This window comes from Solwaraspora sp. WMMB762 (assembly GCF_049179115.1).
Taxonomy (GTDB): domain Bacteria; phylum Actinomycetota; class Actinomycetes; order Mycobacteriales; family Micromonosporaceae; genus Micromonospora_E.
In genome coordinates this window covers 2,451,179-2,476,785 of the sequence record NZ_JBMHMD010000001.1, presented here as the reverse complement: position 1 = coordinate 2,476,785, position 25,607 = coordinate 2,451,179, and the positions used below count along the sequence as shown (strand labels likewise).

The 25,607-nt window shown below is 72.0% G+C and carries 23 protein-coding genes; 9 read left to right on the top strand and 14 right to left on the bottom strand.

What is annotated here, in order from left to right; all coding sequences use genetic code 11:
- Positions 1-14: 14 nt before the first annotated feature.
- A complete protein-coding gene (locus ACN27J_RS10915) occupies positions 15-2,159 on the bottom strand; it encodes a HelD family protein (RefSeq protein ID WP_421365642.1) in 2,145 nt (714 codons plus the stop codon).
- 208 nt (positions 2,160-2,367) lie between these two features.
- Complete coding sequence (locus ACN27J_RS10910; RefSeq protein WP_421365639.1) at positions 2,368-3,270, bottom strand: alpha/beta fold hydrolase; 903 nt, start codon at positions 3,268-3,270, stop codon at positions 2,368-2,370.
- 157 nt (positions 3,271-3,427) lie between these two features.
- Here ACN27J_RS10910 and ACN27J_RS10905 point away from each other — a divergent pair, with 157 nt between their 5' ends.
- On the top strand, positions 3,428-4,066 hold the full coding sequence (locus tag ACN27J_RS10905; RefSeq protein WP_421372187.1) for a carbonic anhydrase: 639 nt from the start codon (positions 3,428-3,430) through the stop codon (positions 4,064-4,066).
- Between the two features lie 100 nt (positions 4,067-4,166).
- On the opposite strand, the gene ACN27J_RS10900 is transcribed toward ACN27J_RS10905, so the two are convergent.
- Positions 4,167-4,496, bottom strand: coding sequence for a hypothetical protein (locus ACN27J_RS10900; RefSeq protein WP_278170518.1), 330 nt, complete (start codon positions 4,494-4,496; stop codon positions 4,167-4,169).
- Between the two features lie 393 nt (positions 4,497-4,889).
- Between ACN27J_RS10900 and ACN27J_RS10895 the strand changes: the two genes are divergently transcribed.
- Both ACN27J_RS10895 and ACN27J_RS10890 read left to right on the top strand, forming a co-directional pair.
- A complete protein-coding gene (locus tag ACN27J_RS10895) occupies positions 4,890-5,381 on the top strand; it encodes a DUF3145 domain-containing protein (protein ID WP_123602869.1) in 492 nt (163 codons plus the stop codon).
- A 95-nt stretch (positions 5,382-5,476) separates the two neighbouring features.
- On the top strand, positions 5,477-7,216 hold the full coding sequence (locus tag ACN27J_RS10890) for a glycoside hydrolase family 3 protein (RefSeq protein ID WP_421365636.1): 1,740 nt from the start codon (positions 5,477-5,479) through the stop codon (positions 7,214-7,216).
- A gap of 104 nt (positions 7,217-7,320) precedes the next feature.
- Here the strand turns inward: ACN27J_RS10890 and fabF are convergent, their stop codons facing one another.
- The 5 genes from fabF to ACN27J_RS10865 all read right to left on the bottom strand — a co-directional run bounded on the left by fabF (position 7,321) and on the right by ACN27J_RS10865 (position 12,397).
- Positions 7,321-8,547 (bottom strand): beta-ketoacyl-ACP synthase II, encoded by a 1,227-nt coding sequence (fabF, locus tag ACN27J_RS10885; RefSeq protein WP_421365633.1) that lies wholly within the window; start codon positions 8,545-8,547, stop codon positions 7,321-7,323.
- Entirely contained in the window at positions 8,544-8,783 is a 240-nt protein-coding gene (locus ACN27J_RS10880; RefSeq protein WP_123602866.1) for an acyl carrier protein, read from the bottom strand. Before ACN27J_RS10880 ends, fabF begins: the two co-directional genes overlap by 4 nt.
- An 86-nt stretch (positions 8,784-8,869) precedes the next feature.
- Positions 8,870-9,814, bottom strand: a complete 945-nt coding sequence (locus ACN27J_RS10875; RefSeq protein WP_421365630.1) for a beta-ketoacyl-ACP synthase III — start codon at positions 9,812-9,814, stop codon at positions 8,870-8,872.
- Between the two features lie 37 nt (positions 9,815-9,851).
- Entirely contained in the window at positions 9,852-11,057 is a 1,206-nt protein-coding gene (locus ACN27J_RS10870) for an acyltransferase domain-containing protein (protein ID WP_421365628.1), read from the bottom strand.
- A 137-nt stretch (positions 11,058-11,194) separates the two neighbouring features.
- Positions 11,195-12,397 (bottom strand): PucR family transcriptional regulator, encoded by a 1,203-nt coding sequence (locus tag ACN27J_RS10865; protein WP_278170511.1) that lies wholly within the window; start codon positions 12,395-12,397, stop codon positions 11,195-11,197.
- A gap of 58 nt (positions 12,398-12,455) precedes the next feature.
- Here ACN27J_RS10865 and ACN27J_RS10860 point away from each other — a divergent pair, with 58 nt between their 5' ends.
- Together ACN27J_RS10860 and ACN27J_RS10855 are read left to right on the top strand one after the other, a co-directional pair.
- Complete coding sequence (locus tag ACN27J_RS10860) at positions 12,456-13,148, top strand: phosphatase PAP2 family protein (protein ID WP_421365625.1); 693 nt, start codon at positions 12,456-12,458, stop codon at positions 13,146-13,148.
- On the top strand, positions 13,148-13,393 hold the full coding sequence (locus tag ACN27J_RS10855) for a hypothetical protein (RefSeq protein WP_421365623.1): 246 nt from the start codon (positions 13,148-13,150) through the stop codon (positions 13,391-13,393). The genes ACN27J_RS10860 and ACN27J_RS10855 overlap by 1 nt, the downstream gene beginning before the upstream one ends.
- A gap of 14 nt (positions 13,394-13,407) precedes the next feature.
- Here the strand turns inward: ACN27J_RS10855 and ACN27J_RS10850 are convergent, their stop codons facing one another.
- Entirely contained in the window at positions 13,408-14,055 is a 648-nt protein-coding gene (locus ACN27J_RS10850) for a hypothetical protein (RefSeq protein ID WP_421365622.1), read from the bottom strand.
- Positions 14,056-14,322: 267 nt separating this feature from the next.
- Here ACN27J_RS10850 and ACN27J_RS10845 point away from each other — a divergent pair, with 267 nt between their 5' ends.
- Positions 14,323-14,907 (top strand): copper resistance CopC family protein, encoded by a 585-nt coding sequence (locus tag ACN27J_RS10845; protein ID WP_421365620.1) that lies wholly within the window; start codon positions 14,323-14,325, stop codon positions 14,905-14,907.
- Between the two features lie 46 nt (positions 14,908-14,953).
- On the opposite strand, the gene gltX is transcribed toward ACN27J_RS10845, so the two are convergent.
- A complete protein-coding gene (gene gltX / locus ACN27J_RS10840; protein WP_421365618.1) occupies positions 14,954-16,387 on the bottom strand; it encodes a glutamate--tRNA ligase in 1,434 nt (477 codons plus the stop codon).
- A gap of 197 nt (positions 16,388-16,584) precedes the next feature.
- On the opposite strand from gltX, the gene ACN27J_RS10835 reads away from it, so the two are divergent.
- On the top strand, positions 16,585-17,073 hold the full coding sequence (locus ACN27J_RS10835; RefSeq protein ID WP_421365615.1) for an SRPBCC family protein: 489 nt from the start codon (positions 16,585-16,587) through the stop codon (positions 17,071-17,073).
- Between the two features lie 134 nt (positions 17,074-17,207).
- On the opposite strand, the gene aceE is transcribed toward ACN27J_RS10835, so the two are convergent.
- The 4 genes from aceE to ACN27J_RS10815 form a co-directional block, all read right to left on the bottom strand.
- Positions 17,208-19,970: a pyruvate dehydrogenase (acetyl-transferring), homodimeric type gene (gene aceE / locus ACN27J_RS10830; RefSeq protein ID WP_421365613.1), complete on the bottom strand. Its 2,763-nt coding sequence runs from the start codon at positions 19,968-19,970 to the stop codon at positions 17,208-17,210.
- Positions 19,971-20,158: 188 nt separating this feature from the next.
- On the bottom strand, positions 20,159-20,563 hold the full coding sequence (locus ACN27J_RS10825) for a YjbQ family protein (RefSeq protein WP_199757666.1): 405 nt from the start codon (positions 20,561-20,563) through the stop codon (positions 20,159-20,161).
- A 35-nt stretch (positions 20,564-20,598) separates the two neighbouring features.
- The gene (locus tag ACN27J_RS10820; RefSeq protein WP_421365610.1) at positions 20,599-21,396 is read right to left on the bottom strand and encodes an ABC transporter permease subunit; all 798 of its coding nucleotides are present in this window, start codon (positions 21,394-21,396) and stop codon (positions 20,599-20,601) included.
- Positions 21,383-22,294, bottom strand: a complete 912-nt coding sequence (locus ACN27J_RS10815) for an ATP-binding cassette domain-containing protein (protein WP_421365608.1) — start codon at positions 22,292-22,294, stop codon at positions 21,383-21,385. Before ACN27J_RS10815 ends, ACN27J_RS10820 begins: the two co-directional genes overlap by 14 nt.
- Before the next feature lie 328 nt (positions 22,295-22,622).
- Between ACN27J_RS10815 and ACN27J_RS10810 the strand changes: the two genes are divergently transcribed.
- Together ACN27J_RS10810 and ACN27J_RS10805 are read left to right on the top strand one after the other, a co-directional pair.
- Entirely contained in the window at positions 22,623-25,049 is a 2,427-nt protein-coding gene (locus ACN27J_RS10810) for a transketolase C-terminal domain-containing protein (protein WP_421365606.1), read from the top strand.
- A 109-nt stretch (positions 25,050-25,158) separates the two neighbouring features.
- Positions 25,159-25,596 carry a DUF3052 domain-containing protein gene (locus ACN27J_RS10805; RefSeq protein WP_123602854.1) on the top strand — a complete coding sequence of 146 codons (438 nt, stop codon included), beginning with the start codon at positions 25,159-25,161 and terminating at the stop codon, positions 25,594-25,596.
- Positions 25,597-25,607 lie beyond the last annotated feature (11 nt).

Sequence of the window (25,607 nt, the reverse complement as noted above, 5' to 3'; positions counted from 1 at the left end):
CAGTAGACTAATGCTCACATAGCAATATGTGCAATCGACTCCGGGTCGGGGTCGATGGTGACCAGCCGCTGCGTCGCCCGGGAGAGCGCGACGTAGAGCGTGCGCACCCCGGCCTCGGACTCGGCACGGATCTCCTCGCTGGCCACCAGCACCACCGCGTCGTACTCCATGCCCTTCGCCTGCAGGCTCGACACCACCTGCAGCCGGGAGGTCGCCAGCTCGCCGAGCCAGCCGGCGACCTCGTCCCGCCGGGCCACCGCGGCGATGACGCCGACCGTCCCCTCCACGGCTGCCAGCATCTCGGCGGTCGCGGTACGGACGGCAGCCGGCAGCACCGCCGCAGCTACCCGGTCCCGGCGCGGCGCCACCCCGGTCGATCGGACCGCCGTCGGCAACGGGGCGTCCGGAGCGACCTCGCGGATCACCTCGGCGGCCAGTTCGAAGATCTCCGCCGGGTTGCGGTAGTTCGTGGTCAGCTGGAATTCCCGCCGCGGCCGCCGCCCCAACGCCCGGTCCCGGGCCTGGGCGAGCTCGGCCGGATTCCCGGTCCACGCGGTCTGCGCCGGATCCCCGACCACCGTCCAGGAGGCGAGTCGGCCCCGGCGCCCGATCATCCGCCACTGCATCGGCGACACGTCCTGCGCCTCGTCGACCACCACGTGGGCGTACTCCCGGTAGTCGGCCGGCCGCTCCCGGGCGGCGGCACGGGCCGCCCGGTCCCGGTCGGCGAAGGTCGTCACCTCACGCACCCCGCCGGTCACCTGGAACGGATCCCGGTGCCGGCGGCGGGGCTGCGGTGGCCGGCCGAGCAGTTCGTCCAACTCGTCCAGCAGCGCCACGTCCGCGATCGTCGGCCCGTTGTCCGCCAGGTCACCGAACGCGTCGGCCAGCACCGTGATCTCGGCCGGGTCGAGCACTCCCCGCGCGTACCGACGCAGCCGGTCCGGCCGAGCCAGCCAGCCCAGCACGTGTCGCGGCAGCAGCCGGGGCCACCAGGCCCGCAGGAAGTCCCGGAAATCGTCCCGGTCCGACAACTCGTCCTCGAACTCGGCCTGGCCGGGCAGCCGGGCCGGGGCCACCAACTGCCGGGCCTGCGCCCACAACGCCTCGAACAACCCGTCGATACCGGCCCGCCGGACCTCGTTGCGCCGTGCACCCCGGGGCAGCGCGCGGGCCCGGATGCCGTCCAGCTCCGGGCCGCGCAGCCGCAGCAACTGCCCCCGGTAGAGCAGGCGTAACTCGGTCGGCCCGTCCGGTACCGCGTCACGTACCGCCCGTTCCAGCACCCGCCGCATCCGTAGTGACCCCTTCAGCACGGCGACCGCCGCTGGATCCGTCCGGGTCGCCCACACTCCCGGCGGCAGCGACCCCAACGACCTCAGGGTGGCGCTCTCCTCACCCAGGGCCGGCAGCACCGCGGCGATGTACTCGACGAAGACACCGGTCGGGCCGACGACCAGGATGCCGCCGCCAGCGAACCGGCTCCGGTCCGAATAGAGCAGGTACGCCGCCCGGTGCAGCGCGACCGCGGTCTTGCCGGTGCCGGGGCCGCCCGAGACGATCGTCACCCCGGCGGCGGGCGACCGGATCGCCTGGTCCTGCTCCTGCTGGATGGTGGCCACGATGTCGCGCATCCCACGTCCCTTGGCCCGGGCCAGGGTGGCCAGCAGCGCGCCGTCGCCGACCACCCGCATCCCGGCCGGCGCGGCCGCCGGATCGAGCAGGTCGTCGGAGACGCCGGTGACCCGCTCGCCCCGGGACTGGATGGTGCGCCGCCGCACCACGCCCCGCGGTCGGGCCGGCGTCGCCTGGTAGAACGCGGCGGCGGCCGGGGCACGCCAGTCGATCAGCAGCGGCTCGGCCCGCTCGCCGCGCACGCCGAGCCGACCCACGTGCAACACCGCGCCGTCGCGTAGATCGAGCCGGCCGAACACCAGCCCTTCGTGCTCGGCGTCGAGCAGATGCCGCCGCCGGGCCGCGTGGAAGACCATCGCGTCGCGCTCCACCAGGGCGCCGACGTTGCCCACCCGGGCGAGGCGGTAGCCGTCCCGCTCGGCGCGTACCGCGTCCTGGCGTAGCTGCGCCAACCGGGCGTAGACCCGGTCGACGTGCCGCTGCTCGGCGGCGATCTCTTGGTCCAACGTGGTGGCGTCGGTCAACGCTGCGGCTCCTGGGCGAGGGCGGGCCGGCCGGGGCAGGGCGGCCGGTCCGCCGGCGGACGGTCACGGCGCCGGGCGGCGACGGCGGAGCGTGGTGACCCCGTCACGTGATTGGACCCGGCAGCCTTACGACGTTACCGTCCGCGCGCCAGCCCGGCGCCGGCTCCCGGGGCACCCGGCGACCGCGTTCCGCCTTGCCGAGCCTGTTTCAGCACGCCGCCCTGCCGAGCACCTCGACGAGGGCGGCCGTCACCCGGTCCGGTCGTTCCAGCATCAGCATGTGTCCGGCCCCGTGGCAGACCGTCAGGTCGGTTCCGGGCAACGCGTCGACGATCGATTCGGCGCAGATCGGCGGCGTCAGCCGGTCACGATCTCCCACCAGCACCGCCGCCGGGACCTTGTCGAGCGCCGCCAGCGTGCGGAGCCGGCGTTGAGCGCCGATCGAAGCACGGTAGCCGCCGATCGCCCGTAGCGTCGTCCGACCGACGGCGGTGGTCGCCAGTTCGAGGTCCTGCGGGTCGCAGGTGTCGCCGAACAGCAGCCACCGCAGGGTCGGCCGCAGCGGCTGCAGCAGACCCGGATGGGGTCGCCAGGCGCCACACCTGGCCAGCACGCCGGCTCCGGCCACCTCGCAGAGCCGGACCAGCCGGGCGACCGGGGGTGCCAGCCCGTACGCGGTGTGGGTGTGTCCCTCCGCCGTGGTGGCCACGAACGCCAGCCCGGCGACCCGGGCGGCGAAATCCACCGGGTGCCGGTGCGCGTACTCCATGATCGCCATGCCACCCATCGAATGCCCGGCCAGGACCACCGGGCCGGCGGCGTCCACCTGGCGCAACACCGCGGCGAGGTCGTCGCCCAACTGCCCGAGAGTCATCGTGGCCAGCCCGGTGGCCGTGGACCGGCCGTGACCGCGGGCGTCGTAGGTGACCACCCGGACCCGCTGCCCGGACGTCCCGGTCAGCTCTCCGACCTGACGGTGCCAGGTGTGCTGGTCGAGAGTCCAGCCGTGCAACAGGAGGAGGGTCAGTTCCGCAGCGCGCGGGCCGCTGGACCGCCCGCGCAGCACCGCTCCGTCCGGCAGCCGGACGCTGAACTCCTGAGGCCTGCCCACCGCCGTCACCTCCGCCCATGTCGCTGGCGGTCCCGGTTCAGACGTACGTACCCCGGTAGGCCGGATCTGGAACCAGCACGGTGAGAAGACTCGCAACTGCCTTCCCGACCGGCCAGTAGCACGCCACGCTGCAACCATGTCGTCACCGTCGTTCCCGATGCCGGATTCCCGGGCACCGCGTCCGTCCGGCCCGCCACCACCCGATCACCCCGGCCCGGCCGAGGCTCTGGCTGAGCTGCTGGCCGGTAACCGGCGTTTCGTCACCGGACAACCACGGCACGGTCACGACGTGTCGGCGGCTGCGGCCAGCGCGGCGCTCGGCGAGCAGTATCCGATCGCGTTCGTGCTCGGCTGCATCGACTCGCGGGTGCCGCTGGAGGCGATCTTCGATCAGAACTTCGGCTCGATCTGCGTCGGGCGCTCCGGCGCCCAGGTGCTGGACCAGGCGATCGTCGGGTCGATCGAGTTCGCTGTCGGCGCGTTGGGTGTGCCGTTGGTCATCGTGCTGGGACACGAGCGGTGCGGAGCGGTGGCGTCGACGATCAGCGCGCAACGCACCGGCAGCCGCCCGGCCGGCAGCATCGGGTACCTGGTGGAGCAGATCGCTCCGGCGGTGACCGAGGTCGGTGTCGGGCACCCGGACGTGCAGCCCCTCGCGGTACGGGCCCACGTGCGGCGGACCGTGCAACGGCTGCGGCAGGTGGAGTTGCTCGCCACGGCGCTCGCGGACGGGCGGATCGACGTCACCGGCGGGGTCTACGACCTCGGAAACGGCCAGGTGGAACTGCTCAACTGAGCAGCCACCGCCACCACCAGCGACGGAAACGGCCCCGCCGGGCGTGTCGCCCGGCGGGGCCGTCCAAGGTCCGGGTCGTCGCCGACCCGTCAGATCATGCTCAGGCCTCGAAGACCCCGGCCTCGACGAGCCGCTTCTCGGTCAGCTCCCAGCCGTGACCCGGGTGGGCGGCCGCCAGCGCGTTGATCTCCAACCGGATCTTCGCGGCGTGGCCGGCACCGGCCAGCGACCGGATCTCCTCCACGAACGCGTCCGAGTCGGTACGCAGGTGAGCGGTCTTCCCGTTGGTGAGGTTGCGGACATAGGCGTGCTTGCCGCCGTTGAGCGGGATCAGGTACTTGAACTCGCCGAGGACGCTCAGGGCACCACCCTGACCGGCCTGGCCGGCGCGGACTGACGCGCGCGCGGTCTTGGAGGTGTTGCTCGCCACGGGGGGACTCCCTTGCAGGACTGACGGTACGGACAGGACTGGTGGTACGGGCAAGTCTGGTGGTACGGGCAGGGCTGGCGGTACGGCTGATCACACGAACGGGTTCGCTGGGTGTCGGCATACGCCGCCCTCATCTTACCGGACGGCCGGCCGCAGATCGGCTCGGCCACCTCGCGCTCGGCCGTGGTTTCCGGCCGACCAGCAGGGACAACGACGCACCCGTGGCCGGCATTCCCGGCGGCGGGGCGGAGCCGAGGAGCCGGGCGGCGACAATTTCCGTGACCAGTTTGCCGATTCACTGGCGCACCACCCGTCACAACAGTCATCATTGGTCACACCGCCCGGTGGTCGAGGTCGTAGGGGAAGACGCACCTCGCTCTCCGGGAGGTCACCGTGCCAACGCGTGGCGTCGTATACGTCCACTCGACCCCGCTCGCCGTGTGCCCTCACGTCGAATGGGCGATATCGCGCGTCCTCGTCGCGCCGGTCAACCTGCACTGGACCGCTCAGCCGCTCGATCCGAACGGCCGGCGTGCCGAGTGCAGCTGGACCGGCCGGGCGGGGACCGGGGCCGAGCTGGCCGCTGCCCTACGACAGTGGCCGATGACCCGCTTCGAAGTCACCGAGGAACCCAGCCCGGGTGCCGACGGGGAGCGGTTCATGCACGTACCCGGTCGCGGCCTGTTCCGGGCCACCATCGGGGCGGCCGGGGACATCCAGCTCGGCGAGGACCGGATCCGGGCGATCATCGCGGCGTCGCCGGCTCCCGAAGCGATCGCGCACGCCCTCGACAAGGCGATGGGCACCGCCTGGGACACCGAACTCGAGCCGTACCGGCACGCCGGTGAAGGAGCGCCGGTGACCTTGCTCACCCGGGTGGGCTGATCCGGTCACCGGGTGAGCAGACCCGGCCGGGTGAGCCGGGCTCGGAACCTAGGCCAGCCGGGCACGGGTTGCCGCCGCGACCGTAGCCTGATGGGATGGCCGGTGTGTTCCCCTCACCCCGCGTAACCATCGCTTCCGTTCTGCTGGCCATCCTCGGCGTCACCAGCGGCTGCGCCGGAGCCGGCGACCGGCCTGAAGCCAGCACTCCCAGCAGTCCAGAAGGCCCTTCCGGCGAACCGAAAGCCAGCCCTGCAGCATCGCCGGCCGCCCAGCTGGCCGCGACTCTCAGTGACGAGGACCTGGTTGGTCAGGTGCTGATGCCGTACGCGTACGGGGCGTCCGCAACCGAGGTCTCGCCGGGTTCGGCGGCCGGTAACCAGCAGCTCGCCGGAGTCGACACCCCGGCCGAGATGATCGACCGTTACCGGGTCGGCGGCCTGATCCTGGTCGGCTTCTCGGCCGACGACCCGACCGGCAGCAACCAACCCACCACCAACGTCGACAGCACCACCCAGGTGCGGGAGCTGACCACCGGGCTGCAGGACGCCGCCGGGCGGTTGCCCGCCGCCGCGCTGCCCGACGGCGTCGGCGAGCTGCCGCTGCTGATCGGCACCGACCAGGAGTTCGGCATCGTCACCCGGATCAACCAGGGGGTGACGTTGCTGCCCAGCGCGATGGCGGCCGGTGCGGCCGGGCAGCCGGAGCTGACCGAGGCGGCCTGGCGGGCGGCCGGTACCGAACTCGCGGCGCTCGGCGTCAACGTCGACTTCGCGCCGGTCGCCGACGTCCTCGGGGTGAACAGCACGGTGATCGGCTCCCGGTCGTACGGCGCCGACCCGGACGCGGCGGCCGGACAGGTCGCCGCCGCCGTCCGTGGCCTGCAGGCGGCCGGCGTCGCGGCCACCCTCAAGCACTTCCCGGGGCATGGCCACACCGCTGTCGACTCCCACGGTGACCTGCCCGTGCTCGACCAGGACCGGACCGCTCTCGCCGCCGCCGACCTGCCGCCGTTCGTGGCCGGCATCGACGCCGGCGCCGGCCTGGTGATGTCCGGACACCTGGACGTCGCCGCGGTCGACCCAGGGGTGGCGGCGACGTTCTCCCGCAAGGTCCTCACCGACCTGCTCCGCGGCGAACTCGGCTTCGACGGGGTGGTGGTAACCGACGGGATGAACATGGCGCCGGCCCGCGCGTTGTCGCCCGGCGACGCGGCCGTCGCGGCGATCAATGCCGGGAACGACCTGATCCTCATGCCGCCGGACGTGACGGCCGCGTACGATGGTCTGCTCGGCGCGCTGCGCGACGGGTCACTGCCCCGGGCGCGACTCGTGCAGGCGGTCACCCGGGTGCTGACCCTCAAACAGCGGCTCGCCGAGGAGAGGACCCCGCCGATGACGGTGCTCGGCGCCGAAGACCACTACGCCGCCGCCCGGCGGTTGGCCGCCGCCGCCGTCACCCAGGTGCGGGGGGACTGCGCCGGGGTCGACGGGCCGGTGACCGTCACCGCCTCGGGTGGCCGGGAGCGTACCCGGGCGCTGTTGATCGAGGAGTTGCGCGCCGCCGGCGTCGAGGTGGTCGGCCAGGGCGGTACGGTCGTGCACCTGGTCGGCTACGGCGACGGCCCGTCCGACCTGAACGTCGACGCGGCGGTGACCGTTGCCATGGACACCCCGTACCTGCTCGCCGAGGCCCGGTCCGCGACGCTGCTGGCCACCTACTCGTCGAGTCCGGCGTCGATGTCCGCGCTGGCCGACGTGCTGCGGGGTGCCGCACCGGCACCCGGCCGGTTGCCGGTGCCGGTGTCCGGCCTGCCTGCCACCAGCTGCACCGGTTGACCACGCGCGTCGACCAGACGCCGACGGCGCTCCGGCCCGCGCGGGCCGGAGCGCCGACGGCAGGGCCGGAGCCCCGTCTGCTGTCGTCGTGACCCGGTCGGCTATCAGACCCGGGTGAAGACGAGCGCGACGTTGTGTCCGCCGAATCCGAACGAGTTGTTCAACGCGGCGGGGACGTCCATCGGCCGGGCCTTCTGCGCTGCCACGTCGAGGTCGAGCTGGTCGTCCGGGTCGTCCAGGTTGATCGTCGGCGGGACGACGCTGTCGCGGATCGCCAGGATGGTGGCGATCGACTCCAGCGCGCCGGCCGCGCCCAGCAGATGCCCGGACATCGACTTGGTCGCGGTCAGCACCGGGTGGTCGCCGATCGCCTCGCGCAGCGCCACCAGCTCGGCGAGGTCGCCGGCCGGGGTCGAGGTGGCGTGCGCGTTGACGTGCACGATGTCGCCGCCGGACACCCCGGCGTCGGCCAGAGCCAGCCGGATCGCCCGGGCCGCGCCGAGCCCTTCGGGATGCGGCTGCACCATGTCGTACCCGTCGGAGGTGAGCCCGGCCCCGGCGAGCCGGGCGTACACCCGGGCGCCGCGGGCCGCCGCGTGCTCGGCCCGTTCCAGCACCACGACGCCGGCACCCTCACCGAGGACGAACCCGTCGCGGGCCTTGTCCCACGGTCGCGACGCCCGTTCCGGGTCGTCGTTGCGGGTGGACATGGCCCGCATCGCGGCGAAGCCGGCGATCGGCAGGCCGTGCACCACGGCCTCGGTGCCGCCGGCCATCACCACGTCGGCCCGGCCGGCCCGGATCATGTCCAGGCCGAGCGCGATCGCCTCCGCGCCGGTCGCGCAGGCGCTGGCGACCGAGTGGACGCCGGCCTGCGCGCCGAACTCCAGACCGACCCAGGCGGCCGGGCCGTTGGGCATCAGCATCGGTACGGTGTGCGGCGACACCCGTCGGGGCCCGGAGGCTTCCAGGATGTCGTCCTGGGCGAGCAGGGTGAGCGCGCCGCCGATGCCGGAACCGATGCTGACGCCGAGCCGTTCCCGGTCGACGCCGGCGTCGCCCAGCCCAGCGTCCGTCCACGCCTCACCTGCGGCGATCAGCGCGATCGCCTCGGATCGGTCCAGCCGGCGCAGCTTGACCCGGTCCAACCGTTCGGCGGGTTCGGACGCCAACTCGGCGGCGATCCGGACCGGCAGCTGCGCGGCCCAGTCGTGGGTGAGCTTGTCGACTCCGGACTTGCCGTTGAGCATGGCATCCCAGGTCGCCGCGACGTCCCCGCCGAGCGGGGTCGTCGCGCCGAGCCCGGTGACGACGACGTCGACCATCGTCACGCCTGCGTCTCGATGTAGGCGACCGCGTCGCCGACGGTCTTGAGGTTCTGCACCTCGTTGTCCGGGATCTTCACGCCGAACTTCTCCTCGGCGGCCACCACGACCTCGACCATGGAGAGCGAGTCGACGTCCAGGTCATCGGTGAACGACTTGTCGCCGGCCACGTCGTCCGGGTTGACCCCGGCGACCTCTTCGAGGATCTCGGCGAGGCCGGCGGTGATCTCGTCACGGGTCATGGGTTTCTACTTTCCTCTCGGTTGAAACAATGATGCCTGCCGGGTCGGCGGGCGGCCCGCTCCACCTCGGAGCGGGCGGTAGGAGCTTACGGGCAGCGGACGACCTGCCCGGCGTAGGTGAGTCCACCGCCGAAGCCGAACAGCAGCACCGGGGCGCCGGACGGGATCTCCCGCCGCTCGACCAGCTTCGACAGCGCCAACGGCACACTCGCCGCCGAGGTGTTGCCGGACTCGACGATGTCCTTGGCGACGATCGCGTCGGGCATCCCGAGCCGCTTGGCGATGCCGTCGATGATCCGGGCGTTCGCCTGGTGGGGGACGAAGGCGGCGATTTCCGTCGGGTCGACCCCGGCGCGCTCGCAGGCCTGCAGGGCCAACGGGGCGAGCGCGGTGGTCGCCCACCGGAACACCGACTGGCCCTCCTGCTCGACGTACGGCCGCCAACCCTCGATGCGCACCGCGTCGCTCTTGTCCGGAACCGAGCCCCAGACCACCGGTCCGATCCCGGCCGGCTCGTTGCCGCCGGTGGCGGTGACCACGGCGGCACCGGCGCCGTCACCGAAGATGATGCAGGTGGAGCGGTCGGTCCAGTTGGTGAAGTCGGAGAGCTTCTCCGCGCCGATGACGAGGGCGTTGCGTGCGGCACCGGCCCGTACGGCGTGGTCGACGGTGCCGAGCGCGTAGCTGAAGCCGGAGCAGGCGGTGTTGATGTCGTACGCACCCGGGGCGGCGATGCCGAGCCGGGCCGCGACCCGGCAGGCGACGTTCGGGCTGCGGTCGATGGCGGTGCAGGTCGCCACCACCACCAGGTCGATGTCGGCCGCGGTGAGGCCGGCGTTGGCCAGTGCCTTCTCGGCCGCCGCCGAGGCCATGTCGGCGACGGTCTCCGAGTCGGCGATCCGGCGGGTGACGACACCGACACGGTCCCGGATCCAGGCGTCGTTGGTATCCACCAGTTGGGCGAGCTCGTCGTTGGTGACCACCCGGGAGGGCTGGTAGTGCCCGAGTGCCACGATCTGTGATCCGGTCATGTTGCTGCCTTTCCCGGCGCGCTGTCGGGGTGCGCGCTCACAGTGCGGAACCGCTGATCCGGGCCAGCGGCTGGCCCGGTGCGACCGGGTCGTCGTGGTGGGCGAGCCATTCGGTGAGCACACCGGCGTCGTGTGCGGCGACCTCGACCGGACCCTGCCGGGTGGTGACGTGTCCGATGATCTGACCGGCGGTGAGCGGGTCGCCCTCGGCGAGTCCGGCAGCCGGTTCGAAGGTGCCGGCGCTGGCCGACACGACGACCCGGAACTGCCTGGTGGGCTCGTGACTGGGGGCCATCCCGTGCCGGGCGATCAAGGCCCGCGCCGCAGGCAGGTCGTCCGGGGTTTTCACGGTGACGATCTCCGGCACGCCACGGTCCTTGAACTCCCGCTTGACCAGACCGGCGAGGGTGCCGGCCGGTGGCAGCTCCAGTACTCCGGTGACACCGAGGTTTGCCAGGGTCTGCATGCACAGGTCCCAGCGCACCGGTGCGGTCACCTGCCGGACGAGGCGTTGGAGCAGCTCCCGGCCGTGGTTGACGGCATCGCCATCTAGGTTGGACAGCAGGATTCGGTTGGGATCGGCCGGGATGATCCCGGCGGCGACGCTCGCGAGCGCCTGCTCGGCCGGGGCCATGTACGGGGTGTGGAACGCCCCGGCTACCTGCAGCACCGCCACCCGGGCCCGGGCCGGCGGCTCGGCGACGAACTTCTCCAGCTGGCCGGTGGCTCCGGCCACCACGATCTGACCGGCTCCGTTGTGGTTCGCCGGGTGCAGTCCGTGACGGTCGATCGCGGCCAGCACCTCGTCCCGGTCGCCGCCGAGCACGGCGGCCATCCCGGAGGGTTCCAGCGCGCAGGCGGCGGCCATCTCTCGGCCCCGGACTGCGGCCAGCGTGATGGCCGACTCGGCGGGCAGCACCCCGGCCAGCGACGCGGCGGCGAGTTCGCCGACGCTGTGACCGGCGACGACGGCGACGTCGTAGAGCCCGCCCCGGCGGTGCCCGGCCGGTGATCCGCCAGGCAGGTGCTCGGCGGCGAGCAGGGCCGCGGCGACCAGCAGCGGCTGGGTGCGAGCGGTGTCCTTGATCTCGTCGGCGTCGGCGGTGGTGCCGAGGTGCACCAGGTCGACCCCGGCGAGCGCGGACCACCACCGCAGGCGGGCCTCGGCGCCGGGCAGGTCGAGCCACGGGGTGAGGAAGCCGGGCTTCTGGGACCCCTGGCCGGGGGAGAGTACGGCGAGCACGGCTATGACTCTTCCTGATACCCACGGGTCACTTGGGTGCGCTGAGATACCAATCCGCACTACCGTCGTTGGAGGATTCCTACAAAGATCGTCGGATGTGCACGTCTTTTGCCCGCAAATGTTGCTCGGAAGTGCGTTCAGTCAGGCGAGGTGCGCAGCAGCGGCGGGGGATCCAACCGGCCGATCGCCAGGGCCATCTGCAGCGCGTACGCGTCGCGGGCGGCGAACGGCGACAGTCCGGTCACCTCACCGATGCGACGCAGTCGATAACGCACCGTGTTCGGGTGTACGAACAGTGCCCGCGCTGTCGCCTCCAGCACGGCCCCGGCGGCGAAGAACGCGTCCAGGGTCTCCAGCAGTTCCCCGCCGGCCCGGACCAGGGTTCCGTACACGTCGCGACGCAGCCGACGGCGGGCCTCGGGATCACCGGCGAGGGCCCGCTCCGGCAGCAGATCGGTCGCCGCGACCGGGCGGGGCGCCGCCGGCCAGGCCGGCGCCGCCCGGTATCCGGCCAGCGCCGCCCGAGCCGACTCGGTCGCCTCGTCCAGGCTGGCCACCATCGGTCCGACCACCACCGGGCCGGCGCCGAACGCGTCCAGCAGCTTGCCGGTCGCCGCCGCCGGATCGGCCGCCCCGCCCAGCACCACCACCAGCCGGTCGTTGTGCACCCCGCCGATCGTCTCCACCCCGATCCGCCGGGCGGCCCGGTAGACGATCTGCAGGACCGCGCTGACCTCGCCGCCCGGTGACCGCCCCACCACCACCGACACCGGGGAGGCATCGGTCCAGCCCAGCGCGGCGGCCCGGCTGGCCAGCACGTCCGACGAGTCGCCGCGCAGTAGCGCGTCGACCAGCAGCGCCTGCAGCCGGGCGTCCCAGGCGCCGCGCGACTCCGCCGCCCGCGCGTACACCCGGGCGGCGGCGAAGGCGATCTCCCGGGAGAACCGCAGCACCGCCTCGCGCAGCAGCGACTCCTCGCCGGTCGCGGCCAGGTGCGGCACCTGCGCCTCGACCACGTCGATGGTGACCTTGATCAGGGCGACCGTGTGCTGCAGGCTGATCGACCTGGCCAGCGCCCGCGGCGCCGCGGCGAAGACCTCGTCGGAGACCTCCTGCGGGCTCCCGTTCGCGCCGCCACCGTCGCGTAGCCACTCCACCAGGGACCGCACCCCGGCCTGGGCGATCACCATCACCCAGGAACGCTGGTCGGCGGGCAGCTCACGGAACCAGGGCAGGGTCTCGTCCATCCGGGCCACACTCGCGGTCGCCAGCGCCCCGGCCGACCGCTCGATACGACGCAGGGTCGCGGTGAGCCCGGCGTCGTTGCGCTTGGTCGCCACCCCGTCAGGGTGTCACGGCCAGCGGGCACGACCGCGCCGACCGTGCCAACATGTGCTGATGATCGCCCGTCCGCCGCTGGTCGTACCGCTGCTGGCCCTGCTCGCCCTCGCGGCGCTGACCACCGGTCTGGTGGTGGATCCCGCGTTGGTCGCCCGACTGGACGCCCCGGTGACCGACGGGCTGCGGGCCTACGCCGCCGACCGGCCGACGCTGGTGGCGGTCCTGCGGACCGCCACCGACCTGGCGGCTACGCTGTCGTTCCTGGCCGTCGGAGCCGCCGCGACCACCCTGTTCGCCGTGCGCCGGGACCGTCCCCGGGCCTGGTTCTGCGCGACGGTGACCGTCGCGGCCCCGGTCAGCTGGCAACTGGGGCAGTGGCTACTGCACCGGCCCCGCCCGGCGGACGGCTTCGTGACCATCGCCGCCAACGGCTTCCCCAGCGGGCACACCACCAACGCCGCCGCTGCGGCGTTCGCGGTCGTCCTGCTGGTCTGGCCCGGGGTACGGCGTACCGGGCGGTTGCTGGTGGCGGTGCTCGCCGGAGCCGGCGCGCTGTTCATCGCGGCGACCCGGCTGGTGCTGCTCGCGCACTGGCCGGTCGACGTGATCGGCGGCGTCCTGGTGGCGGTGACGGTGGTGGCGCTGGCCGCCCGCCTCTGGGCACCACGGGCGGGGGGGCCGGCGGCGGCCGGCCCGGTACCTGGCAAGGTGTCGTCTCGGGACGGCTCGTGCGAGGTGAGGAGTTCGTGATGGCGTACCTGGGGGCTGGCCACAGCGGCGGCGTCGAGCGGGACCATCCGGGGGAGCGGGACCAACCGTCACCCGGTCGGACGTTGACCGGGCAGGGAACCGGCCGGGGCGGCCCGGCCGACCCGCGGCCGCCGTCGACCTGCTGCGCGGGGCAACGGGGCTGGGCGGGCGCGCACCGTCACCTCGGGGTCCGGCCGAGCTCCCGGGTGGTACGTCGGGAACGCCCGCCGCACCGCTGGTGCTGAAACCGGCCGGCACGTCACCTGGTCCGGCGGCGCACCAGCAGGGCGATCCCCGCAATACCCAGGGTGATGCCGACCACCACGGCGGCGTTGAGCATCATGACCTGGCGCAGGTCGGTGAGCATCTTGTCGATGTCCTCACCCGGGTTGAGCGCGTCCTCCGGGATCACCCGTTCGCCGCCGCCGATGCCGCCGCTGATGCTGTCCGGGCGGGCCGGCAGCGGTGCGCCGGCCGCCCGCAGCGTCTCGGACATCGTCAGCCGGCCGAAGAACCAGCCGGCCGTGGCCTTGCCGTCACCGGGCTGCTCCGCCGGTCGGAACGCGCGCGGGCCTCCCTTGGCCAGTGGATACAGCTCGTAGGTGCGATGTGGCTCGTCCGCCACCATGACCACGACCAGGTACTTCGGGCCGAGGTCGCCCGGCTCCGGGGAACTGGTCTGACCCGGTCCGGTGAGCCAGCTGACCTGGCTGAGCACCGCCGCGAACAACTCGGCGTCGGCGTCGGCGTGCACGGCGAGCGGCTCCGGCAGGTCGTCACCTTCGATGGTGACGGTCGTTGGTGCAGGTGGTGCCGCGTACACCCGGTTCGCCGACAAAATGGACGTGCCGAATGCCAGGAGCAGCGCACCGGCCGCTAAGAGACGGCTGGCTGCCCGCTGTCCCATGGTCAACTCCCTCGCCCCGCGGAGGTCAGGTCCCTAGTCGATGTGCTCACTACCCGATGGCTGCCCGACGTAATCAGCGGCGGGCGGGGTCGCGGACCCTCACTGTGAGAGACTCCGCATGACCCTGGACGGTTGCACCCGCTGGACGGATTTTTCGGGAACCATCGACGACCGGTGACCGACCAACCAGGGAGGTCGGCCGATGACGGCCCGGTACGTTGTCTGGCGACCGATCGTATCCGGCGATCGCAACAGGTGGGGGACAGGGTGGTACGCGTACCAGGGGTGTTGCTCGCGGTGTTCGTCGGGATGCTCGCGGTGCTGTTCGGAGCATCGCCGGCCCAGGCACACAACGTGCTGACTGGGAGCGATCCGGCTGACGGCGCGGAGCTTGCGCAGGCCCCCGAGACGGTCCGGCTCACCTTTCTGGCCAATCTCAACCAGGAGCAGGCCGAACTGAGTGTGACCGGTCCGGACGGCGCTGCGGCGTCCACCGGGGCGCCCGTAGTGGACGGCAAGGCGGTGAGCGTACCGTTCCGTCCCGGACCCGCCGGCGAATACACAGTGGACTACAATGTGTTGTCTACTGATGGGCACTGGGTCAAGGGCACACTTGCCTTCACTTTGACGGTCGGTGTCGAGCCGACCGCTGAGCCGTCACCGACCGGGGCGCCCAGTCCCACCGCCGCCGAACCGACACCGGAGGCGACCCCGACCCCGACCCCGACCCCGGCGCCGCAGGCGACCAGCTCCACCGAGTCGACGCCCTGGTGGCCGTGGCTGGTCGGTGCCGTCGTCCTGCTGGTCGCGGTGGCGGCCGGAGCGTTCTTCGTCCGCCGTCGTAGCACCTGACCTGACCGTCGCGGCGTCCAGGCGATCCGGCCGGACCGTCGCGGCGTCAGCCGAGCCGGGCGCGGGCGTCGCGCAGCCGACGCAACGTGCGCTCCGGCCCGAGGACCTCCAGTGACTCGAACAGCGGCAGCCCGACGGACCGGCCGGTCACTGCGACCCGTACCGGTGCCTGGGCCTTGCCGAGCTTGAGGCCACGCTCGGTGCCGACCTGCTCCAGCGCCGCCTTCAACGGCTCGGCGGACCAGTCCGGCAGCGCCGCGAACGCGGCGATCGTCGCGTCCAGCAGGTCGGCCGAGCCGTCCTTCATCGCCTTTGCCCACGCGGCGTCGTCGATCACCGGGACGTCGAGGAAGAGGAAATCGACGTTGGCGACGATCTCGCTGAGTACGGCGATCCTGGTCTGAGCGAGCGGGGCGACCGCCGCGAACGTCGTCGGGTCGTAGTCGGTCGCCCGCCACGGCGGCGGCGCGATACCGCTGCCGGTCGGCGCCGGCGCCGACGGAGTCCCGGTCAGCCAGGGCTGACAGGCGGCGATGAAGTCTTCGACCGGCAGCGCCCGGATGTACTCGCCGTTGAAGGCGCGTAGCTTGCGCTCGTCGAAGAACGCCGGTGACGGGTTCACCCCCTCCAGCCGGAACTCCTCCTCGATCACCGACCAGGGCACAATCTCCCGGTCGTTGCTCGGCGCCCAGCCGAGCAGCATCAGATAGTTGCGCATCGCGTCGGCGAGGTACCCCTCGTCGCGGTACGCCTCCAGCGCCACCTTGTCGCGGCGCTTGGACAGCTTCTGGCGTTTCTCGTTGACGACCACCGGTACGTGCGCCCAGACCGGTGGCTTGACCCCGAGTGCCGCCCAGAGCAGTTGCTGTTTCGGGGTGTTCGGCAGGTGCTCCTCGGCGCGGATCACGTGGGTGATCCCCTGGGAGATGTCGTCGACCACGTTGGCCAGCAGGAAGACCGGTGAGCCGTCGCCCCGGGCGATGACGAAGTCCTCGATCAACTGGTTCTCGAACGTCGGCTCGCCGCGGATCAGGTCGACGACCGTGGTGCTGCCGGTGTCCGGAGTGCGGAACCGCAGGGCCCGTCCAGCGCCGGCGTCGAGACCCCGGTCGCGGCAGAACCCGTCGTACCCGCGGTACTCGCTGCCGGTGCGGGCCTGCACGTCGGCGCGGGCGCAGTCGCAGTAGTAGGCACGTCCGGACTGGTGCAGCCGGTCGGCCGCCGCGCGGTGCTCGCCGGCGTTGGTCGACTGGAAGTACGGCCCCTCGTACGAACCACGACGGATGCCGATCCAGTCCAGCGCGCTGAGGATCCCCTCGATCCACTCGGGGCGGTTGCGGGCCGCGTCGGTGTCCTCCACCCGCAGTACGAACACGCCCCCGTGCTGCTTGGCGTAGATCCAGTTCTGCAGTGCTGAACGGGCACCGCCGACATGGAACATACCGGTGGGGGATGGGGCGAAGCGTACGCGTACCGTCACGGCCCCAGCCTACGGGCGGCCGATCCCCGCCCGACGGCCAGGTCCGGTCACCGTCGTCGGCTCCGGGGCGACGAACCGGACCGGTCGGCGTGCGGCGGTCGTGGTGGCGTCGGGCGAACAGCGAAGTCTGCACCTTTTGTGGAAAATGTGATTTAGGCTGCGCCTGTCAGGACGAGCAGGCAGAGACAGGCGGGCAGATGATCCTCATCGAACGCAGCGGACGGGCGGAGGCCCCGATCGACACCGTCTGGGAGGTGGTCGGGCAGGCCGCGTTGCTGCCCGACTGGCTCGCCGGTGTCCGCCAGGCCGAGGTGATCGGCGGCGACATCCGCCGGATGCGGGTACACACGGCGGACGGCGCGGCCGCGGACGCCGAGGTCATCGAGTTCCAGCCGCCCAAGCTGATCGCCTGGCGGGAGCGGGCCGCCGGTCCCGGCCTGCGGGCCGAGGCCCGTACCGAGGTGCAGGTCGAACTCACCCCGGAGGGGGACGGCACCGCAGTGCGGCTGACCATCGTGCGGTGGCCGGCCGGTCAGGTCAGCGCGACCCTGCTGCGACTCGGCAAGCACCGGGTCGGTGCCGATCTGGAGACCTCCCTGGGCCGCCTGTCCGACCTGGCCGCAGCCCGGCACGCCGCCAACGCCGACGACCGGACCAACGTCTGCGACCGGACCAACGTCTGCTGACCGTGGCCGACCGGACCTACGTCTGCTGACCGTGGCCGACCCCAGCTACGGCAGGTCCGCAGGCGGTGCGGCCCCCGGACGCGACGGGCCCCGGCGGTCACCCGCCGGGGCCTGTCGACTGCGGTCGCTGCGGATCAGGAGTCGCCGCCGGTCTCCCCGACCGGAGCGGCGTTGACGTCGTCGATCGCGTACTTCTTGGCGGCGCCGGCGGGCACCTCGGCCGGCACCTCGCCGCGCAACGCCAACTGCCGCAGCGTCGCGACGGCCACCGACTCGGCGTCGACATGGAAGTGCCGCCGCAACGCGTGCCGGGTGTCCGACAGCCCGAACCCGTCAGTGCCGAGCGAGGTGTAGTCGCCCGGAATCCACCGGGCGATCAGGTCCGGCACCGCCCGCATCCAGTCGCTGACCGCGACCACCGACTGCGGCGCGTCGGCCAGCGCCGTGCGCACGTACGGCACCCGCGCCTCACCGCCCAGGTTGAGCAGGTTGTGCTCCTCGCAGGCCACCGCGTCGCGACGCAGCTCCGTCCAGGAGGTCACCGACCACACGTCGGCGGCCACCCCCCAGTCCTCGGCGAGCAGTTGCTGCGCCTTGAGCGCCCACTGCATCCCGGTGCCGGAGGCGAGGATCGTCGCCCGCGGCGCCTCGCCGCCGTCGGCCCGACTCACCTGCGGTGCCGCCGCGTACCGGTAGAGGCCCTTGAGCAGCCCTTCGACGTCGAGCCCGTCCGGCTGCGCCGGCTGCAGGATCGGCTCGTTGTACACCGTCAGGTAGTAGAAGATGTTCTCCGGCGACTCGCCGTACATCCGGTGCAGGCCGTTCTCCACGATGTGCGCGATCTCGAACGCGAACGCCGGGTCGTAGGCGACTACCGCCGGGTTGCTCGCGGCGAGCAACTGCGAGTGCCCGTCCTCGTGCTGCAGGCCCTCGCCGTTGAGCGTGGTCCGCCCGGCGGTGGCCCCGAGGACGAAGCCGCGGGCCATCTGGTCGGCCGCCGCCCAGAACGCGTCGCCGGTGCGCTGGAAGCCGAACATCGAGTAGAAGATGTACAGCGGGATCATCGGCTCGTCGTGGGTGGCGTACGACGTGCCGGCGGCGGTGAACGACGCCACCGACCCGGCCTCGTTGATCCCCTCGTGCAGGATCTGTCCGGCCGTCGACTCCTTGTACGACAGGAACAGCTCCCGGTCCACCGCGGTGTACTTCTGCCCGTGCGGTGAGTAGATCTTCTGCGTCGGGAACAGCGAGTCCATGCCGAAGGTCCGCGCCTCGTCCGGGATGATCGGCACCCACCGCTTGCCGAACTCGCGGTCCTTCATGATGTCCTTGAGCAGCCGGACGAAGGCCATCGTGGTGGCGACCTTCTGCTTGCCGGAGCCGCGTTTGACGTCACCGAACCGCTCACTGCCCGGCACCGCCAGCGGGCGGGCGGCGGTCCGCCGGGTCGGCACGTACCCGCCGAGGGCCTTGCGACGCTCCTGCAGGTAGGTCATCTCCGGGGAATCGTCGGCCGGGCGCAGGTACGGCGGGAGGTACGGGTTGGCTTCCAACTGCTCGTCCGGTACGTCCAGGTAGAGCCGGTCCCGGAAGGTCTTCAGGTCGTCCAGGGTCAGCTTCTTCATCTGGTGGGTGGCGTTGCGGCCCTCGAAGTGCTCCCCGAGCGTCCAGCCCTTGATCGTCTTGGCCAGGATCACCGTCGGCTGGCCGGTGTGCTCGGTGGCCGCCTTGTACGCCGCGTACAGCTTGCGGTAGTCGTGTCCGCCGCGCTTGAGGTTCCAGATCTCGTCGTCGGACAGCCCTTCGACCATCTTGCGGGTACGCGGGTCGCGACCGAAGAAGTGCTCCCGCACGTACGCGCCGGACTCGGCCTTGTAGGTCTGGTAGTCGCCGTCCGGCGTGGTGTTCATCAGGTTGACCAGCGCGCCGTCGGTGTCCGCGGCGAGCAGCGGATCCCACTCCCGACCCCAGACGACCTTGATCACGTTCCAGCCGGCGCCCCGGAAGAACGCCTCCAGCTCCTGCATGACCTTGCCGTTGCCGCGCACCGGGCCGTCCAGCCGCTGCAGGTTGCAGTTGATCACGAAGGTGAGGTTGTCCAGCTCCTCGCGGGCGGCCACCCCGATCGCGCCGAGCGACTCCGGCTCGTCCATCTCACCGTCGCCGAGGAACGCCCACACGTGCTGATCGGAGGTGTCCTTGATGCCCCGGTGCTGCAGGTACCGGTTGAACCGGGCCTGGTAGATCGCGTTGATCGCGCCGAGGCCCATCGAGACGGTGGGGAACTCCCAGAAGTCCGGCATCAGTCGCGGGTGCGGGTACGACGGCAGGCCGCCGCCGAGCCCGGCGTGCGACAGCTCCTGCCGGAAGCCGTCGAGGCGCTGTTCCGACAGCCGGCCCTCGACGAAGGCGCGGGCGTACATGCCGGGGGAGGCGTGCCCCTGGAAGAAGATGTGGTCACCGCCGCCGGGGTGCTGCTTGCCACGGAAGAAGTGATTCATCCCAACTTCGTAGAGGGACGCGGCGCTGGCGTAGGTGGAGATGTGGCCACCGACGCCGATCTCCGGCCGCTGCGCGCGGTGCACCAGCACCGCGGCGTTCCACCGGATGTACGCGCGGATCCGCCGCTCGATCATCTCGTCGCCGGGGAACCAGGGTTCGCGTTCCGGCGGAATCGTGTTGATGTAGTCGGTGGTGGTCAGTGGCGGCACCCCGACCTGACGCTCCCGAGCCCGTTCGAGCAGGCGCAGCATGACGTACCGGGCGCGTTTGGCGCCGCGTTCGTCGATCACTCCGTCGAGTGACTCGACCCATTCGCTGGTTTCTTCAGGGTCGATGTCCGGAAGCTGGCTCGGCAGGCCGTCGCTGATCACCGGGCGCTTGCGTTCCGTGGCCACAGGCGTTCCCTCAGTTGTGTGTGGGATAGGTCTCTACTGACCATCCTGCCCCCTGGAGGCCGGTTGCGTCACGCGCGGTCGCCATAGAGGCGATCTGGGACACAGGTACCAGACGGTAACTTCCGGCCGGCTCCGGCCCCGGCTCCGACCGCCCCGGCCGCCCGTCTCGACCAGCGAGTCGGCCGCCGTCAACCGGCGAGGAAGGAGAACCGGACCTTGCGGTCGGCGTTGTCTCCGTTCGGGTCGACCAGACAGACCGACTGCCAGGTGCCGAGGGCGAGCCGACCGTCGAGCACGGGCAGGGTGGCGTACGGGGCGACGAACGCCGGCAGCACATGGTCCCGGCCGTGCCCGGGGGAGCCGTGCCGGTGCTGCCAGCGGTCGTCGGTGGGCAGCAGCTGGTCCAGGGCGGTGAGCAGATCGTCGTCGGAGCCGGCACCGGTCTCGATGATCGCGATACCGGCGGTGGCGTGCGGTACGAACACGTGCAGCAGCCCGTCGCCACGTCCGGCGACGAACCGTCCCGCCTCGGCGGTGATGTCACGCACCACGGGTCGGGAGCCGGTCCGGATGGAGATCACGTCGGAGTCCATGCCTGCCAGTGTGGCAGCCGGGCCCGCCGGATTCCTCACACGGCGATGTCGCGGCGGGTGAAGCGCCAGGTGCCGGCGGCGACGCAGACCGCGGCGAAGCCGGCAAGCAGCAGTACGCCGCCGACCTGCACCCCGTTCACCAACGGATCGCCATCGAGGTACCAGTGGAACGGGGAGACGTCGCGGGCCCACGCCAACGCGTCGACCTGCGGCAGGACGGCATTGGCGAGGTAGCCGAGCACGGCGACCGCCGCGCCGACGCCGAGCGCCGTCGCGCGGCTGCCGGTGGCGGCCCCCACGCCGTACGCCAGGGCGGCGAACGCGGTGCCGAACAGCACCAGATGCAGGGTCATCGCGGCCAGCGCACCGACCCCGACTGCGGTGAACTCGGCCGGACCACGGATCGCCACCAGGGCCAGCCACAGCAGCGCCCCGGTGAGCACCAGCCCGACCACCAGCGCGGCGAACCGCTGCAGCGCGGCCCGGGCCCGGCCGACCGGGTGGGCGAGCAGCAGGTCCAGCGAACCGGCCTCCTCGTCACCGGCGATCGTCCGGGCCCCGGCGCCGATCCCGAACACCGCCACGAGTAGGGGGATGAGCAGCCCGTAGACGGCGCTGCCGAGATAGCCGGCGGGACTGGTCACGTCGTCGAAGTTGAACGCTTCGAGCACCCCTTCCGGGTAGGCCGACATCGCCTCGGTCATCTCCGGCGTTCGCATGGTCGGCCAGAACGCGGCGTACATGGCGCCGACCGCTGCGATCGACACCGCCCAGCCCAGCATGGACCGGCGGTTGTCGCGCAGCGCCTTGGTGAACGGGTTACGCAGCAACACCGTCGGTCTCCGTCCGCTCGTAGTAGGTGAAGAAGAGATCTTCCAGGTCGGGCTCCTCGGCCAGGAAACTGACGACGGTGTGCCGGCTCGCCGCCTTGATCAGCGGATCGGCCCGCCCGTCGAGCCGGCAACTGAGCCGGGCACCGTTCACGGTGACGTCGCTGAGCCCGGGGACCGCCGCGAACTCGTCGGCCGAGACCGGTGCGTCGAAGACGATCTCGATCCGGCGTACCGCCCGTTCCCGCAGGTCCTCGACCCGTTCGACGGTGATCAGCCGGCCGTCGCGGATGATGCCGACCCGGTCGGCGGTCTGCTGCACCTCGCTCATCACGTGCGATGACATGAAGACGGTCTGCCCGGCGGCCTTCGCCTCACGGACCATCGCGACGAACTCCTGCTGGAGGAAGGGGTCCAGGCCGCTGGTCGGCTCGTCGAGGATGAGCAGCTCGGGGGAGTGCATGAAGGCCTGCACGACGCCGACTTTCTGCCGGTTGCCCTTGGACAGCCCTTTGATCCGCCGACCGAGGTCGAGGTCGAGCCGGTCGGCCAGCTCGGCGATCCTGGCCTTCGGCACGCCGCCGCGCAGGTTACCCAGGTAGGTGAGGAGTTCGTGGCCGGTCTGTCGGCCGTCCACGATGAAGTCGCCGGCCAGGTAGCCGATCCGTCGGCGGAGCGGGACACCGTCGGCGTGCGGGTCGAGCCCCAGCACCCGCACGGTGCCGCTGGTCGGGCGGATCAGATCCAGCAGCAGCCGGATGGTGGTGGACTTGCCGGCCCCGTTGGGGCCGAGGAACCCGTACACCTCGGCGGTCTCGACCTGTAGGTCGAGACCGGTGAGGCCACGGTTGCGGCCGTACGTCTTGATCAACTGCTCGGTACGGATGGCCGGGTCAGCCATCGGACCTCGCCTCCTTGACTTGGGTTGTCGACGCTGCGCCTCGAAGCGTTTGACGATCAACGGCTGTGACGATCAACGGCTGTTACGAACGTTCAGAACGTACTGAACCTTATGCTATCCGCCGCCCGCAAGTGACCCCGCTGGCGGCGCGGCTGCGCTGCCCCGTCCAAGCCGCGCCTGGCGGCGCGGCTGCGCTGCCGTTTGCCGGACTGCCGCGTAGCATCGCGACCATGACCTCCCCGGCCACCAGCGGCGCTGCAGTCTGCCCCGACCCGGCCCAGCGGCGGCCCGCTCGCCGCCCGGTGGCCGCGCCTGGCGGGCGTCGGTAATGCTGTCCGACGTGACCACCCCGCAGGACCTCGACGAACGGTTCCGTACCGCGGTCGCCGCGATGGACACCACGCCGGACCGACGGGCACCCGAACAGCCGGTACGCGACGGCACCCTGCTCACCGGGCAGTCCGCGCTGGCGCTGTTCGACGCCCAACTCACCAGCCGCCATCTCGACCTGGCCAAACGCTGGCTGCGCAGCTTCGGAGAAGGTTTCTACACGCTCGGCTCGTCCGGCCACGAGGGCAACGCGGCGCTGGCCGCCGCCGTCCGGGTGACCGACCCGGCGCTACTGCACTACCGGTCCGGTGGCTTCTACTGCGCCCGGCTCGCCCAGGCCGGCCTCGCCGCCGGCCACGAGCCCGGCGTCGAGTCGGGCCTTCGCCCCGGCGTGGCCGACCCCGGGGCCGGCACCGACGCTGGCGAAGCCGGAACCGACCCGGTCACCGACGCCGCCTGGGATGTGCTGCGCGGCGCCGTCGCCTCCGCCTCCGACCCGACCACCGGCGGCCGGGGCAAGGTGTTCGGCAACACCGCGATCAACATCGTGCCCACCTCCGGCACCGCCGGCGGGCACCTGCCCCGGGCGGTCGGGACCGCGCTCGGCATCGACCGGATGCGCCGGATGCTGCCGACCGTCCGGCATCGTCAACCAGGGCTGGCCCGGTCCGCCGCAGTCGGCCGTCCGTACCTGGAACCCCGGCTGCCCTGGCCGGACGACGCCATCGTGGTCTGCAGCTTCGGCGACGCGGCGGTCAACCACGCCGCGGCGACGGCGGCGTTCAACACCGCAGGCTGGGCCGACCACGCCGGGCTGACCGCGCCGGTGCTGTTCGTCTGCGAGGACAACGGACTGGGCGGCAGCGTACGGTCGCCGGACGGCTGGATCGCCGAGACGCTGCGCTCTCGACCAGGGCTGCGGTACTTCGCCGCCGACGGGTGCGACCTGGCGGCCACCTACGACGTCGCCGCCGAGGCTGCCGCCTGGGTCCGCGAGCACCGCCGGCCGGCGGTGCTGCACCTGTCCACCGTCCGACTGATGGGGCACAGCGGCGCCGACGTCGAATCGGCGTACCGGTCGGCCGAGGAGATCGACCGTGACGTCGCCCGCGACCCACTGGTCGGCACCGCGCGGCTGCTGGTCGCCGCCGGCCTGGCCAGCCCCGACGAGATCATTTCCCGGTACGACGAAGTCGGCTGGCAGGTGCGCAAGGTCGCCGAGGAGGTCATCGGGGAGGCCAAGCTCGACACCGCCGGACAGGTCGTGGCCACTCTCGCCCCGCGCCGGCCGATCCGGGTCGCCCGGGTGGTCGCCGACACCGGTGCCCGCGCGGCCGGAGCAGCTGCCACCACCCGCGCCACCACCCTCGGCACCCGGCTGCCGGAGGAACGCGGGCCGATGACCCTGGCCCAGACGATCACCGCGGCGCTCGCCGACGGTTTGCTGGCGTACCCGGCGATGACGGTGTTCGGTGCCGACGTTGCCGCCAAAGGCGGGGTGCACGGCGTCACCGCCGGGCTGCAGGACCGGTTCGGCGTCCACCGCGTCTTCGACACCACCGGCGACGGCACCACGGTCCTCGGCATTGGACTCGGCGCCGGACTCGCCGGTCAGCTGCCGGTACCGGAGATCCAGTACCTGAGCCACCTGCACAGCGCCGAGGACCAGCTGCGCGGTGAGGCCGCCGCGCTGCAGTTCCTCTCCCGGGGCGGCTACCGCAATCCGATGGTGCTGCGGGTGCCCGGTCTCGCCTACCAGGAGAGCCTCGGCGGACATCTCTACAACGACAACTCGCTGGCGGTGCTGCGGGACGTACCCGGCCTGGTCCTGGCCGTGCCGGCCCGGGCCGACGACGCCGCCGGGCTGCTGCGGTCCTGCCTGGCCAGCGCGGCGGTCGACGGCAGTGTGTGCGTCTTCCTGGAGCCCGTCGCCCTCTACGACACCCGTGACCTGCACAGTCCGGATGACGGACTGTGGCTGGCGCCGTACACCCCGCCCGGGGAGTGGGGTGCCCGGCACATCCCGGTCGGCCGGGCCCGCAGCTACTCCGTCGGCAGCGGCGAGGACCTGACGGTGATCACCTTCGGCAACGGCGTACGGATGTCGTTGCGGGTCGCGGCCCGGCTGGCCGCCGAAGGGGCCGGCTGCCGGGTCGTCGACCTGCGCTGGCTCGCACCGCTGCCGGTGGCCGACATCATCCGCGAGGCGACGGCGACCGGTCGGGTGCTGGTGGTCGACGAGACCCGCCGCTCCGGCGGGGTCGGTGAGGGGGTGCTGGCAGCGCTGGTGGAAGCCGGGTACGTCGGAGCCGCTGCCCGGATCGCGGCATTGGACACCTACGTCCCCCTCGGCCCGGTCGCCAACCAGGTGCTGGTCGGCGAAGATGCCATTACCCAGGGTGCCCGAGCGCTGCTGGCACGGTAAATTCCGGTGAACTCGGTGCGCCACTTGCGCCGGGCGGCACAACTGTGTGAACTACCCGCTATCGGTGTCCGACGGATACCGGCAGCTCAAGACGAGGAGGCAAGTAACAGTGAGCGCGACCGCTGGTCAGGCCGCCGACGGCGTACGGAGCCTGGCGGACCGGTTCGGCATCGAGCCGGGCATGGTGGTCATGGAGATGGGTTACGACGACGACGTCGACCAGGATCTCCGCGACGCCCTGACCGACCGCTGCGGCGAGTTGGTCGACGAGGACACCGACGAGGTCGTCGACGCGGTGCTGCTGTGGTACCGCGACGGTGACGGAGACCTGTTCGAGTTGCTCGTCGACTCGCTCGGCCCGCTGGCCGACAACGGGGTGGTGTGGCTGCTGACGCCCAAGGCCGGGCGTGACGGCCACGTCGAGCCGAGTGACATCAGCGAGTCCGCGCCCAGCGCCGGACTGCAACAGACTTCCATGGTCAACGCCGGCAAGGACTGGAGTGCCGCCCGGCTGGTACTGCGCCGTGGAGCCAAGGCCAAGAAGTGAGTGAAGGAGCG

What these genes read in the sequence shown, in the direction of transcription:
- ACN27J_RS10905 (WP_421372187.1), top strand. Translation starts at nt 3,428, where the DNA reads ATGCCGGATTCCCGGGCACCGCGTCCGTCCGGCCCGCCACCACCCGAT.
- ACN27J_RS10890 (WP_421365636.1), top strand. Translation starts at nt 5,477, where the DNA reads ATGGCCGGTGTGTTCCCCTCACCCCGCGTAACCATCGCTTCCGTTCTG.
- ACN27J_RS10880 (WP_123602866.1), bottom strand. Translation starts at nt 8,783, where the DNA reads ATGACCCGTGACGAGATCACCGCCGGCCTCGCCGAGATCCTCGAAGAG.
- ACN27J_RS10875 (WP_421365630.1), bottom strand. Translation starts at nt 9,814, where the DNA reads ATGACCGGATCACAGATCGTGGCACTCGGGCACTACCAGCCCTCCCGG.
- ACN27J_RS10860 (WP_421365625.1), top strand. Translation starts at nt 12,456, where the DNA reads ATGATCGCCCGTCCGCCGCTGGTCGTACCGCTGCTGGCCCTGCTCGCC.
- ACN27J_RS10855 (WP_421365623.1), top strand. Translation starts at nt 13,148, where the DNA reads ATGGCGTACCTGGGGGCTGGCCACAGCGGCGGCGTCGAGCGGGACCAT.
- ACN27J_RS10850 (WP_421365622.1), bottom strand. Translation starts at nt 14,055, where the DNA reads ATGGGACAGCGGGCAGCCAGCCGTCTCTTAGCGGCCGGTGCGCTGCTC.
- ACN27J_RS10835 (WP_421365615.1), top strand. Translation starts at nt 16,585, where the DNA reads ATGATCCTCATCGAACGCAGCGGACGGGCGGAGGCCCCGATCGACACC.
- ACN27J_RS10825 (WP_199757666.1), bottom strand. Translation starts at nt 20,563, where the DNA reads ATGGACTCCGACGTGATCTCCATCCGGACCGGCTCCCGACCCGTGGTG.
- ACN27J_RS10815 (WP_421365608.1), bottom strand. Translation starts at nt 22,294, where the DNA reads ATGGCTGACCCGGCCATCCGTACCGAGCAGTTGATCAAGACGTACGGC.
- ACN27J_RS10810 (WP_421365606.1), top strand. Translation starts at nt 22,623, where the DNA reads ATGCTGTCCGACGTGACCACCCCGCAGGACCTCGACGAACGGTTCCGT.